The following is a 12,465-nucleotide window of genomic DNA, read 5'->3' as shown; positions in this document are numbered from 1 at the left end:
CCGATGGCGGACGCGCTTGTCCTCCGCGATCTCGGGGTCTCGCTTGCCGATGGCGACCGGGGCTTCGCGTTGCGGGTGCCGGAGCTTTCCATTGCCGCGGGCGAGACCGTCGGCCTGACGGGACCCAGCGGCACCGGCAAGACGCTGTTGCTGGAACTTCTGGGCCTCTTGCGCGTGCCCGATGCGGGCGGGGTCTACCGGCTCTGCCCGGGCGATGCGCCAGAGCGCGATCTGACAGCACTCTGGACCCGGCGGGGCCGGATCGCGCGTCTGCGCGGGCGGCTTTTCGGTTTCGTGCCGCAAACGGGCGGGCTTTTGCCCTTCCTGACGCTTTCCGAGAATGTCGCACTGCCCCAGCGGATCTGCGGCCGTCCCGACCCCGGTCTGGTCCGCGACCTGATCGACCGGCTCGGGCTTGGCCCGGTCGCGGGGCTGCGTCCCGAACGGCTGTCGATCGGCCAGCGCCAGCGCGCGGCCATCGCCCGGGCACTGGCACACCGGCCGCGCTTCGTGATCGCGGATGAACCGACCGCGGCGCTCGACCCGGAAAACGCCGCCGAGGCGATGACGCTTCTGTTCGAGGCCGCCGGGCGCACCGGCAGCGCGGTGATCGTCTCGTCGCACGATCTGGACCTGCTTGGCCGCTTTGCGCTTACCCGCTACCGGCTGGCGCTTGACCCCGACCATGCACCGGGCCGCCCGGTCAGCCGCCTGGTCGCCGCAGAAGACGGGCCGGAGGCGGCATGACACTGCTGGTCACACTCGCGCTTCGGGCGCTTTTCCGCGACTGGATCTTTGTCTTTTGCAATGTCGCGGTGCTGGCCGGCGTGATCGTGCCGCTGCTGGTGCTTTATGGGGTGCGGAACGGGGTCTATGACGCGCTGATCGGCGATCTGATGGCAAACCCTGCGACGCTGCAGATCGACACCGCGGGCAACCAGAGCTTCACCCCCGCCGATCTGGCCGAGGTGCAGGGCTGGGAGGATGTGCGCTTTGCCACGCTCAAGACCCGCAGCCTCTTCGATTACGTGAACGTCCGTGCGACCGGCGGGCGCGGGCGGCAGGAGGCGCTGATCGCGCCCTCCGGCACGGGCGATCCGATGATCGCGCCGCTGCCCGGGCTGGGGCCCGACGAGGTCGCGGTCTCGCCTGCGCTGGCCACTCAACTCGGACTGTCTGCGGGCGATGGGGTCGAGATCTTCACCCAGGCCGAAAACCGGCCGCGTCAGCTGGTGCTGAACGCGCGGGTTGCGGGTGTGCTGCCCCCGGGGCGGCTCGACGGGCGGGTGGTGATGGCCGATATCGGCCTGCTCGACCTGATCGAGGCCTTCTATGACGGCTACGCCCTGCCCGAGCACGGCATCGACAGCGGCAAGCCCTTGGCCGACCGTGCCGGAAGCTTCGAGGGGATGCGGGTCTATGCGGCCGCGCTCGACCGGCTGGCGCCCTTGCAGGACCGGCTGGAAACCCGCTTTGGCGTTCGGACGCTGGCGCGCACCGCCGAAGTGACCTCGGTGCTGACGCTCGGGCGCAATCTGGGGCTGGCGCTGGCGCTGACCGTGGCCGTGGCGGCGGCGGGGCTTGCCGCCTCGCTGATCTTCGGCTTCTGGGGCGAGGTCGTGCGCACGCGCCGGACGCTGGCCAATCTGGGGCTCTTGGGCCTGCCGCAATGGCAGCTGTCGCTGTTCCCGGTGGTGCAGGCGCTGGTCACAGCCGTTCTGGGGCTTTGCGTGTCCTTCCTGCTGTTCCGCCTGACCGCCGCGCTGGCCGAGCGGCTGTTCGAGACCGGGCTGACCGAGCGCGGCGGGCTGGTCTCGGTGTCGCCCGCCGAAGCCTTGGCCATCGCGGCGGCCGTGATCGCCTTCGTCGGCTGCGCCTCGCTGGCGGCGGCGCGGGCGGCGCTGGCAACCGACCCGGCCACCGTCCTGAGGGAAGAGACATGAAAGCTGCGGCCCTTGCCCTGTCGCTTCTGCTGGCCGCGCCCGCCGCAGCCGGGGTCACCTGGGACAGGGACCAGTACGATCCGGGCGGTGCGACCGCGTCTGCCGACCTGATCCTGCCGATGCCCTGCGGCGGGGCGATGGCCTTTCAGCGCGTCGTGGTCCCGGTCGAGGCCGACGACCCGCTGGCCGACCGCCGGATCCGGGTAGGCCAGTCCGACCCCGAGACCGGCTATTCCGACTATCTGCGCACCGCCTATCTGCGCGGCGCCTTCCCCGGCCCCGCCCCGGGCGACAGCGTCTATTACATCGCCCGCTACGAGATGACCCGCGCCCAGGGCCGGGCGCTCATGGGCGATTGCAGCCTGCCCAAACGGATTGACCGGACCGCGCTGGGGGGGCTCTCGTGGTTTCGCGCGGTCGAGCTGTCACAGCTTTATTCCGAGTGGCTGCTGGCCGAGGCCCGCGACGCGCTGCCGCCCGAAACCGACGGCCGGGCCTATCTGCGGCTGCCGACCGAGACCGAATGGGAATTCGCCGCCCGCGGCGGAGCGGCCGTCGACCCCACGGTCTTTCCCTCGCGGCGCTTCTTCGGCGAGGGCGATCTGTTCGATTATGCCAAGGTGGTGGGCTCGGCGCGCGGCGCGCTGCTGCCCGTGGGGCTGACGAGGCCCAACCCGCTGGGGCTTTACGACATCTACGGCAATGCCGAGGAACTGATGCTGGAGCCCTACCGGCTGAACGCGGTCGGGCGCGAGCATGGCCAGGCGGGCGGGCTGGTCACACGCGGCGGCTCGGTCCTGTCGGCGCCCGCGCAGGTCTATTCGGCCGAGCGCACCGAATACCCGCTTTACAGCGCCTCGGACGGCAGCGCGACGGCAGGCGAGACCTTCGGTCTGCGGCTGGTGCTCAGCCGAAGCGTCGCCTGGTCCGACCCGGTCCTGCGCGAGATCAAGGCGGGCTGGATCGCGCGAACCGAAGATACGGGCCGCGGCGGGGCCAACCAGACCCCGCTGGGTACGCTGACCGAAATGATCGACGAGGAAATCGACCCCCGCCGGAAGGCCGCGTTGCAGGAATTGCAACTCGAGGTCCGCCGTTCGGCCGAGGAAGCGACCGCGGCCTTCGGCGAGGCTGCCAAGTCGAACCTTCTGAACGGCGCGGTTCTGGTCGGCGCGATGCTTGCGGGCCGCCAGGAAGAAGCACGGATGAGCAGCGAACTGATCGGCATCGCCGACCAGACCCGGCTGTGCAGCCGCCCCGAGCAATGCACAGCCCTGCGGGGCGCGGGTGCCCAGCTGATGACCAAGCTCGCCACCCTGCGCGAGGTACAGAAAACCTACCTGCTGTCGCTGCGCTCGGCGGTCGAATCCCTTACCGAAGGCGCCGATTCTCAAGTGACCGGCGATGCGTTGCGGCTTTTGCAGGGCGAGCTTTCGGCCTCGTCGCAACGCCAGATCCTCGACAACCTGACCCGATTCTCGGCAGTGCTCGACGCCTACCGCGATCATCCCGACATGTCCGAGGACGAATTGCACGCGCTGGTGCTCTCTCGCTGAACGCAACCGGAGCGACCTGCCCGGTGCGACGTCGGGCCGCGGGAAAAGCGCAGTTCCCGCCGCATGTATTGGTGTCGGGGGCCCCCCTTTGAACTGAATGTTAAGACCCCGAACGGTATCGCATTTCGGAATTGCTCACGAAACCGGGTGTCCGATGCGCGCCGTTTCCTTCCTGCTGCTCATGCTCGTCCTTGCCTGCCCGCCGACCCCCGGCCGGGCCGCCGGGGGCATCGACCGCGATTCCGTCCGCTTCGCCCAGCTCGCCACGACCGAGGGGCCGTCGGGCGATATGGGCGCCGACATCCGCGACGGCCTTCTGGCCGCCTTCGATGAAGTCAACCGCGCAGGCGGTGTGCGCGGCCGCAAGCTTCTGCTCGACACCTTCGACGATCATTACGAACCCGGTCGGGCGATCGTGCTGGCCCGCGATGTGGCCGAGGGCGACACCCATGCGGCCTTCATCGGCCAGGTGGGCACCGCGACACTGAAAGCGGTGCTGCCGGTCGCGAATCGCTCGGGCATGCCGATGATCGCGCCCTTCACCGGCGCCGATTTCGCCCGGGCAGAAACGGCCGGACGGGTGTTGAACCTGCGCCCGAGCTACGATCAGGAGACCGAGGCCGCCGTGGCCGAACTGGTCGACCGGATCGGGCTGAAACGGATCGCGGTCTTCTATCAGGACGACTATTTCGGGGCCGCCGGGCGCGACGGGGTGATCCGGGCGCTGGCCCGGCGCGATCTCGAAATGGTCGCCGAGGGGCGCTACACGCGCAACACCGTGGCGGTCAAGGTCGCCGCACTGATGCTGGCCGATGCGGCGCCCGACGCGGTGATCCTGGTCGCCAGTGCGGGTCCCGCCGCACGCATGATGGGCATCGCACGCGAGCTGGGCCTTGAGACCCGGTATCTGGCGCTGTCGACCGTCGATCCCGCGACGCTCGCGGCCGAGGCCGGGGCGGACGCGGCCGGGACATTGTTCAGCGAGGCCGTGCCCTCGCCCTTCGACACGGATCTGCCGGTGGCTTCGGACTACCGCGCCGCGCTGAAGGCGGCGCTGCCCGAGGCGACGCCCGGCTTCGGGTCGTTCGAGGGGTATCTGTCGGGCCGGCTGGCCATCGAGGCCCTGCGCGAGGCAGGGGCAGAGCCCACGCGCGACAAGCTTGCCGAGGCGCTCGACCGGCTTGGCGACATCGATCTTGGCGGTCTCGTGCTGCGCTTCGGCCCAGGCGACCGGCAGGGGCTTGATGCGGTCGGGATCTACCGCCTGACCGGGGATGGCACCCTCGTCCCCGCAGGGACCGCTCCCTCGGGGACGTGACATGCCCCGCGGGGCCGAAGGGATCCGCAGGGCAAAGAGGACTTTCGCACGCCGGAGGATACGATGGCGAGTTTCATTTCAAGAGTGTTCGGAAGCATAGCGCTCAAGGTCGCGACCGGCTTCCTCGCCATGGGCGCCATGACGGGCGGCGCGATCGCGATCAGCCTCATGGTGTTCGCCGCGATGTCGGGTGCGCTCGACCGTCTGCTGGGCGAACAGCTGCCCGGCATCAAGGACAGCGTCTCGGTGATCGAGAATACGGGCGAGATCCGCGGCGCGCTGACCGGCATGCTGTTGGCGGGCAGTCCCGCCGCCGTCGACGTTTCCTTCGCCGCGCTGAAGGCGCGCGAGGAAGACCTCGGCCGGTCGATCGACAACCTTTCGCCCGAGGTCGCGCGCGATCTTCACCCGATGCTGAACAGTCTCGATGCGGCGGCGCACGAGATGCGCGCGGCGCTGGGGCTTCGCTTCGACAGCAGCGACCGGATGACCGGCCAGGTGGTCAGCTTCACGCGCCTGGCCGAAGAGACCCGCGCCCGGCTCTTTCAGCTCAGCGACGACGCGGCCTATGACATGACGCTTGCCGGCCAGCAGACCGGCGAAACCGTCACCTCCACCCTCGACCATCTGGTTGGCACCGACTTCGTCGCGGCAACCCTGATCCTGAAGGTCCGCGCCGAAATCAACTTTCTGGGCGGCTTAGCGCTGGCGATCTCGAAGTCCGAGGATGCCGCCTATACCGCGATCATGCGCGACATGGCCGATACCAGCCTCAACGCCCTCGACGTGGCGCTCGGCCGCCTCGCCGAGATGCAGACGGTCGAGGACTACCTGCCCGCCCTGGTCGAGACGCACGAGTCCTTCGAAAAGCTCGCCCGGCGCGGCTTCCGCCTGCGCAAGGGGTTGACCGAACTGGTCCTGGAACAACGCGAAACCAGCGAGAAGGCCCTGAGCGGCGCGATGGACGACCTGACCTTCGACCTGATGACCGGCGCGCGCGATGCGGCCCAGTTCAACGGCGAGGCGATCGAGCGGCTTCTGACCAACGAGGTGCAGCAGATCCGCGACACCGCCGATATCGGCCTGTCGGTCGAGAAACTGATCGCGACCGCCTTCCTCGGGGCCATCGCCCAGGATGTCGACGAGGCGGCGAAGATCCAGGACACGCTCGATGGGCTTGTCGCCGAACTCGAGGCGGTGGTCGCCCGCAGCTACGTGCCCGACGACCTGCAAGAGTTGATCGCCCGGATCGCGGGCGAAACCTCGGCCGAGACCGGCATCGTGGCCACCCGTCTGGCGCTTCTCGATGCCCAGGACCAGGCCGAAGACCGGTCCCTGACCGCCAATGACCGGCTTGGCGAGATCGCGGCGGCCGTCCGGCTCACCAGCGAAGAGGCCATCGCCAATGCACATGAGGCGGGCGATGCCATCCTGCTTCAGGCGGGTGAGGCGCGCGACCGGCTGATGATGCTGGCCGTCGCCAGCGGCACCGTCGCAGTGCTGGCCATCGTGCTGTCCTGGGCGCTGATCGTCTGGCCGATCGGACGGCTGACCGGCATCACCGACCGCCTGGCCCGGGGCGAGATGACCGAAATTCCGGGTTTCCGGCTTTTTGGCGGCGAAGTCGCGCGGCTCGCCGGCGCGCTTCTGGTCTTCCGCGACAACCTCGCCGAACGTGAGCGGCTGCGCGCCCATGAACGCGAGGCCGAAGCCGAGGAACGGCGCCGCGCCGACGAGCAGAAGGCCATGGTCAGGGAATTGGCCGGCGGCTTGCAGGCGCTGGCGGCGGGCGATCTCACCCGGACCCTTTCGACCCCCTTCCCGCCCGATTACGAGGCGCTGCGGGCCGGTTTCAACGCGACCCTCGCCACACTCAACGACATGATGGCGACCATCGCGCTCAATGCAACCGCGATCCGGTCGCGGGCGGCCGAGATGGGCGCCTCGTCGGACGACCTGTCGCGCCGGACCGAGAATCAGGCCGCCACGCTTGAGGAAACCGCAGCGGCGCTCGACCAGCTGACCGCCAGCGTGCGCGCGGCCGCCGAAGGCGCGGCCGAAGTCGACCGCGTGGTCAAGGAGGCCCATGACCAGGCCGAGCAAAGCAACACGGTGGTGGTCGAGGCCGTGGCGGCGATGACCGGCATCAAGGATTCGTCGGATTCGATTTCCCAGATCATCGGGGTGATCGACGACATCGCCTTCCAGACCAACCTTCTGGCGCTGAACGCGGGCGTCGAGGCGGCGCGGGCGGGCGAGGCGGGCCGGGGCTTTGCCGTTGTTGCCTCCGAGGTGCGGGCGCTCGCCCAGCGCTCGTCTGACGCGGCCAAAGAAATCAAGGGCCTGATCGCGGCCAGCACCGACCATGTCGCATCCGGCGTGACGCTGGTGAACCGCACCGGCGAGGTGCTGACCGACATGGCGGCGCGGATCGGCAATATTGCCGAACTGGTCGACGCCATCGCCACGGGCGCGCGCGAACAGTCGGTCGGCATCGCCGAGATCAACGCGGGCACGGCGCAGCTCGATCAGGTGACCCAGCAGAACGCCGCCATGGTCGAGGAAGCGACCGCCGCCAGCATGCAATTGCGCGAAGAGGCGACCACCATGGCCGACCTTGTCGCGCGGTTCCGGCTGGATCAGGGCGGCGCGTCGCTTTCATCGCCGGCCAATGCCGAACCGGATTGGGCCAGCGGTCCCGCAAACGAGGCCCCGCGCCGCGCGGCGGCCGGAACCGGCTGGGCCGACTTCTGAACCATTTCGGGCCGCCGCCCAAAGCGGCGGCCCGGACGACCCGTGATATGAAATGCCGTGGCGGGACCTGCGTCGCGACCTGCCCGTTTCCGCCGCAGGATCTGGGGCGACGGGCGCCATACCCCGTATCGGATCCTGCACAAGAGGATCGGGTCCCGGGTGGTGGTGTCGTTCGCGACGAGCCTCGCGCTGACCGGCAGGCCAAGCCGGTCAGCTGACCGCGACACTGACCTCTCGGGGACAGTCTCGACCGCTCGGGAACAGTCTCCCCAGTCCGGGACCGGACGCGCCTGCCGCGCCCCCCCATTCCGGACCGACGCATGAACCGACTGCGCCCCTCCGACACCCGAACGGGGTGTCCGGACGGACCGAGGACCGGACCCGCCGGAAGCCGGGCGCAGGGCAAGGGCCTCCGGCTGGCCGAGTGCCCAGGCGGCGACTTGGGCCACGTCCCCGCCGAGGAACCGGCGCGCCTTCCTGTCTAATCGGGTCCTGCGCGCGGCCCCGATCCGCGTCCGGCCGGAAAATGGACGAACCGCCAGGCGCCTCAGTTCGACAGGATCGCCGCCTCGAACTCGCGCCACTCGCCCTTCGACATGCCCGAGTTTTCCTGCGTCACCGGCTCACCTTTCAGCATGCGACGGACGCAGTCCATGGCCGGGGCCGACAGGGTGACGCCGCCCATGCGGTAATCCTCGAAGGCCTTGAACGCCAGGGGCACCCAGTCGGCCACGATCTCGCACATGGTCTGGGCATAGACCCGGATTTCATATTGCGCATGGCTGTCGGCGCGAAGTCGCAGGAAATGGAACAGGTTGTGCAGGTCGCATTTCCAGTACCATTGGGTATAGATGTTCGCGGGCAGGTTCATGCGCGCCAGCTCGCGGGCCAGCCCCCTCTGGCCGTCCTGGCTCAGCATCGCTTCGTAATTGTCGTAGCTGCGCGCCGAATCCGCTTTCAGGATCTCGAGAACCCGGGCCGCCTCTTCGCCTTCAAGCACCTCGCCCCGGCCCTGGTGGTTGACCGTCGACTGGGCTGCCAGCGCATCGGGCGCGGGAATGTAGAATTCGCGGTCGAGGATCGAGTAGCGCGCGGAATATTCGTTCACATTGGCCGTGCGATGCCGGATCCATTGCCGGGCGACGAAGACTGGCAGCTTGACGTGGAATTTCACCTCGCACATCTCGAAGGGCGTCGAGTGCCAGTGCCGCATCAGGTAGCGGATCAGGCCCTCGTCATTGCTGACTGCCTTTGTGCCCCGGCCATAGCTGACCCGGGCAGCCTGACAGATGGCGGCATCGTCGCCCATGTAGTCGATCACCCGCACAAAGCCGTGATCCAGCACCGGATGCAGGGTATAAAGACGCTCTTCCATCCCGCGCGCCACGACACGGCGGGTGGGCGCGGTCTCGGCGCGCTGCGCCTCGATCTCGGCAAGCTGGTCCTCGGTGACGGGCATCAAGCGTCCTTTCCGGCAGAAGGTGAGTCGGACCAGACTATATCTATGCAAGCCGGACTACAAAACAGCGACATGCAGTAGGGCGCGCGGGGTCCTCAGCGAGGCTTTCCTGCAACGCCCACAGCGGTCAAAGCCACCGCGGCCACGCGCGACTGTCTGTCATAAACGAACACCAAGGCTGCATTTAGCGGCGTACTCTATGCCAATACGGCGCCCATATTGATGCCATGCCCGGCGGCGCTGCGGCTCTGGACAGAAGACATCATGACGGACCCCGGCCAGCATGTCCCGTACCGATCGCACGCAAAAACAAGAACGGTACGGCGCACCTTCCCTCAGGCCCGCCGGGCTTCGGTCCCGACAAACGATCAAAGGAAAGGACTTTCGCATGACAAATGTCGCTCTTGTCGGGGCGTCCGGGAACGCGGGCTCGGAAATTCTCAAGGAATTGTCGGCCCGGGGCCATCGGGTGACCGCCATCGCGCGCAACCCCGAGCGGATCGCGGCGCTGCTCGGGGTCACCGCCGAGGCGGCCGACCTGCATGACCGGGACCGGATCGTCGGGCTTCTGTCCGGCCATGACGCCGCGATCTCGGCCGTGCATTTCACCGCGACCGACCTGCCCGCGCTGTTGGCGGCGGTTCGGGTCTCGGGCGTCAAGCGCTATCTGGTGGTCGGCGGGGCGGGCAGCCTCGAGATCGCTCCGGGGCAACGGTTGATCGACACGCCCGATTTCCCCGAAGCCTACAAACCCGAGGCCGCCCGGGGCGCCGACTATCTTGAGATGCTGCGCAAGGCCGACGATCTGGACTGGACCTTCCTGTCGCCCCCGGCGCTGTTCGAGCAGGGCGCGCGGACCGGGACCTTCCGCCTTGGCAAGGACCGGCTTCTGACCGGCAAGGATGGCAGCCGCATCAGCTTCGCGGATTACGCCATCGCGATGGTCGACGAGCTGGAACGGCCCGCGCATCGCCGCGAACGCTTTACCGTCGGCTATTGACGGCCCCCGCCCGTCAGGGTGCCGGGTGCCGGGTGTCGGAGCCGAGACCTGCGAGATGGCGTTTCAGGACCGCCGCGAAGGCATCGACCTTTTCCAGCCGGAAGGCCGTGGGCAAGGTCAGCAGGTTCAAAGGATGTGCAGCCGTCCCATGGCCGGGCAACAGCTCGACCAGCGCACCCGATGCCAGATGCGGCGCAAGAAAGATGTCGGGCGCCCGCATCACGCCTTCCCCCGCCAGCGCGGCCCGGATCGTCTGCGAGGCGCTGTTGACGGCGAACCGCCCCGAGACCGTGACGGTCAGCGGACCGTTCGCATCCCGGAACTGCCAGCGCCCCGCCGGGTGCTCGTTCAGGTCCAGAAGTGCCGTATGGCCTTCCAGATCGCGCGGATGCTGCGGCCGCCCGGCCCGCGCCAGATAGGCCGGGCTGGCCGCCACGCAAAGCCGTGTCGTCCCGATCCGCCGCATCTTCAGGCTGGAATCCTGTGGAATGCCGATCCGCACCGCCAGATCGAACCCGCCGGCCGCCAGATCGGCCAGCGCGTCCGACAGGTGCAATTCGACCTGCATTGCCGGGTTTTCGTCCAGAAAGCCACGCACCGCGTCGGCCACGACCAGCTCGCCCATCGTGGTGCCGCAGGTCAGCCGAAGCCGCCCCGACAGCCCGTCGGCCGGATCGCGCAGCGCGCTGTCCGCCTCTTCCAGCGCGGCCAGGACCTTGCGGGCATGGGGCAGCCATTTCGTACCCTCATGGGTCAGCGAGACCGCGCGCGTGGTCCGGTAGAAAAGCACGTGCCCCAACCGCTCTTCCAGCGCGGCCACGTATTTGCTGGCCACCTTGTTGGTGATGCCCAGCTGTTCTCCGGCCCGGGTGAAAGACCCGCTTTCGGCCACAGCCACGAAGGTGCGGAGTCCGTCGACCAGATCCATGCTTTTATCCCCATTTCGGCGATAGTGTTCCCCAGTTTCATATCATTCCTGCGACAATCGCAAGCCGCTATCTCGGGGTCATCGCACAACGCCGCCACTGGCGGCACCGCAATGGGACACAGATCATGACCACTCTGCTTCAAGACCTCGGCTTCGGCTCTGCCACCGCCATCGACGTCGCCGCCCTGCTGCTTCGCGTTGCTCTGGGCGCGCTTTTTCTCGCCCATGCCTGGCTGAAGATCTTCGTCTTCAGACCGGCGGGCGCGGCGGGCTTCTTCCGCTCGCTCGGCCTGCCCGGCGTCCTTGCCTATCTGACCATGGCTGCCGAGATCCTGGGCGGGCTTGCCCTGATCGTCGGGCTCTGGACCAGCCTCGTCTCGATCCTGCTGATCCCGGTGATCGCCGGTGCGGGCTGGTTCGCCCACCGCGCCAACGGATTCTGGTTCAACAACCAGAACGGCGGCTGGGAATACCCGGCCTTCTGGACCCTGACCCTGCTGGTGCAGGCCCTGCTGGGCAGCGGCGCCCTGGCCCTGACCGCGATCTGACCGCCACGCGGCCCGGACCGCCGGGCCGCGCCCCTCTTCCTCGCATTCGAGAAAGGCTTTTGCCGTGACCACCAACACCGTTTCCGAAACCGTTTCCAAGATCGCCCCCGTCGCCATCGACCGCGTCGCCCTGACCGTCCGCGACCTCGATCTGATCGGCGACTTCTACCAGCGCATCCTCGGGCTCGACCGCATCTCCGGCTCGGGCGAAGAGCTGATCCTCGGCCAGGACGGCCGCGCGCTAATCGAGCTGCGCCGCGACGCGGCCGCCCGCCCCTACCCCAATGCCGCGGGCCTGTTCCACACCGCCTTCCTGCTGCCCCACCGCGACGATCTGGGCCGCTGGCTGCGCCATGCCCATGCGCGGAAGGTCCGGATGTCGGGGGCCTCGGATCACCTGGTCAGCGAGGCGCTTTACCTGCGCGACCCCGAGGGCAACGGCATCGAGATCTACGCCGACCGGCCGCGCGCGAGCTGGCTGCATGACGGCGACCGCGTGGTGATGGATACCCTGCCGCTCGATCTTGCCAGCCTCCGCCGCGCAGAGGGCCACTGGACCGGCGCGCCCGAGGGCACGGTAATCGGCCATGTCCATCTGCAGGTGGGCGCCATCCCCGAGGCCCGCGCCTTCTATGCCGGCGAGCTGGGCTTCGATGTTACCGCCGAGATCCCGCAGGCCAGCTTCTTCTCGACCGGCGGCTATCACCACCATGTGGCAACCAATACATGGAACAGCGCGGGCGCCGGGATGCGGCCCGCCGATGCGACCGGGCTTGCCGAACTGGTGCTGGCCGCAACCGACCCCGCCGCGAGCCGCTCCGGGCGTTCGGTCGACGACCCCTGGGGCAACCGCATCCGCGTGGCCTGAGGATCGCCCGCAAAACCCAAGGCGCCCAGTCGGCCTTTCAGCCCGCAAAACCGAAAGGCCGGTTCCCGGCCGCACCGCCCCGGTCACCGCA

10 protein-coding genes are annotated in these 12,465 nt (G+C 68.6%); 8 read left to right on the top strand and 2 right to left on the bottom strand.

The features are described from left to right. Positions 1-3 precede the first annotated feature (3 nt). The 5 genes from EV657_RS00235 (at position 4) to EV657_RS00215 (ending at position 7,571) form a co-directional block, all read left to right on the top strand. Complete coding sequence (locus EV657_RS00235; protein WP_134076785.1) at positions 4-747, top strand: ABC transporter ATP-binding protein; 744 nt, start codon at positions 4-6, stop codon at positions 745-747. After that, entirely contained in the window at positions 744-1,943 is a 1,200-nt protein-coding gene (locus EV657_RS00230; protein ID WP_134076784.1) for an ABC transporter permease, read from the top strand. Before EV657_RS00235 ends, EV657_RS00230 begins: the two co-directional genes overlap by 4 nt. Beyond that, positions 1,940-3,499, top strand: a complete 1,560-nt coding sequence (locus EV657_RS00225) for a formylglycine-generating enzyme family protein (RefSeq protein WP_134076783.1) — start codon at positions 1,940-1,942, stop codon at positions 3,497-3,499. The genes EV657_RS00230 and EV657_RS00225 overlap by 4 nt, the downstream gene beginning before the upstream one ends. A 154-nt stretch (positions 3,500-3,653) precedes the next feature. Continuing rightward, the gene (locus EV657_RS00220) at positions 3,654-4,817 is read left to right on the top strand and encodes an ABC transporter substrate-binding protein (protein ID WP_166673609.1); all 1,164 of its coding nucleotides are present in this window, start codon (positions 3,654-3,656) and stop codon (positions 4,815-4,817) included. 63 nt (positions 4,818-4,880) lie between these two features. Further along, positions 4,881-7,571 (top strand): methyl-accepting chemotaxis protein, encoded by a 2,691-nt coding sequence (locus EV657_RS00215; protein WP_243837449.1) that lies wholly within the window; start codon positions 4,881-4,883, stop codon positions 7,569-7,571. Positions 7,572-8,118: 547 nt separating this feature from the next. Here the strand turns inward: EV657_RS00215 and thyX are convergent. After that, complete coding sequence (gene thyX, locus EV657_RS00210) at positions 8,119-9,030, bottom strand: FAD-dependent thymidylate synthase (RefSeq protein ID WP_134076781.1); 912 nt, start codon at positions 9,028-9,030, stop codon at positions 8,119-8,121. Between the two features lie 388 nt (positions 9,031-9,418). Here thyX and EV657_RS00205 point away from each other — a divergent pair, with 388 nt between their 5' ends. Then, complete coding sequence (locus tag EV657_RS00205; protein WP_134076780.1) at positions 9,419-10,030, top strand: NAD(P)-dependent oxidoreductase; 612 nt, start codon at positions 9,419-9,421, stop codon at positions 10,028-10,030. A gap of 13 nt (positions 10,031-10,043) precedes the next feature. On the opposite strand, the gene EV657_RS00200 is transcribed toward EV657_RS00205, so the two are convergent. Further along, positions 10,044-10,958 (bottom strand): LysR family transcriptional regulator, encoded by a 915-nt coding sequence (locus EV657_RS00200; RefSeq protein WP_113668286.1) that lies wholly within the window; start codon positions 10,956-10,958, stop codon positions 10,044-10,046. A 125-nt stretch (positions 10,959-11,083) separates the two neighbouring features. Here EV657_RS00200 and EV657_RS00195 point away from each other — a divergent pair, with 125 nt between their 5' ends. Continuing rightward, positions 11,084-11,506 carry a DoxX family protein gene (locus tag EV657_RS00195; RefSeq protein ID WP_113668285.1) on the top strand — a complete coding sequence of 141 codons (423 nt, stop codon included), beginning with the start codon at positions 11,084-11,086 and terminating at the stop codon, positions 11,504-11,506. A 64-nt stretch (positions 11,507-11,570) separates the two neighbouring features. After that, the gene (locus EV657_RS00190; protein WP_243837448.1) at positions 11,571-12,374 is read left to right on the top strand and encodes a VOC family protein; all 804 of its coding nucleotides are present in this window, start codon (positions 11,571-11,573) and stop codon (positions 12,372-12,374) included. Positions 12,375-12,465 lie beyond the last annotated feature (91 nt).

It is taken from the genome of Rhodovulum visakhapatnamense, assembly GCF_004365965.1.
In the GTDB taxonomy this organism is placed as follows: Bacteria; Pseudomonadota; Alphaproteobacteria; order Rhodobacterales; family Rhodobacteraceae; genus Rhodovulum; species Rhodovulum visakhapatnamense.
Note: the sequence above shows the minus strand (reverse complement) of the source record. Positions and strands in the feature narration are given on the sequence as shown.

Coding starts and splice junctions, on each gene's coding strand:
- thyX (WP_134076781.1), bottom strand. CDS start 9,030: ATGCCCGTCACCGAGGACCAGCTTGCCGAGATCGAGGCGCAGCGCGCC.
- EV657_RS00220 (WP_166673609.1), top strand. CDS start 3,654: ATGCGCGCCGTTTCCTTCCTGCTGCTCATGCTCGTCCTTGCCTGCCCG.
- EV657_RS00195 (WP_113668285.1), top strand. CDS start 11,084: ATGACCACTCTGCTTCAAGACCTCGGCTTCGGCTCTGCCACCGCCATC.
- EV657_RS00200 (WP_113668286.1), bottom strand. CDS start 10,958: ATGGATCTGGTCGACGGACTCCGCACCTTCGTGGCTGTGGCCGAAAGC.
- EV657_RS00230 (WP_134076784.1), top strand. CDS start 744: ATGACACTGCTGGTCACACTCGCGCTTCGGGCGCTTTTCCGCGACTGG.
- EV657_RS00225 (WP_134076783.1), top strand. CDS start 1,940: ATGAAAGCTGCGGCCCTTGCCCTGTCGCTTCTGCTGGCCGCGCCCGCC.
- EV657_RS00215 (WP_243837449.1), top strand. CDS start 4,881: ATGGCGAGTTTCATTTCAAGAGTGTTCGGAAGCATAGCGCTCAAGGTC.
- EV657_RS00205 (WP_134076780.1), top strand. CDS start 9,419: ATGACAAATGTCGCTCTTGTCGGGGCGTCCGGGAACGCGGGCTCGGAA.
- EV657_RS00235 (WP_134076785.1), top strand. CDS start 4: ATGGCGGACGCGCTTGTCCTCCGCGATCTCGGGGTCTCGCTTGCCGAT.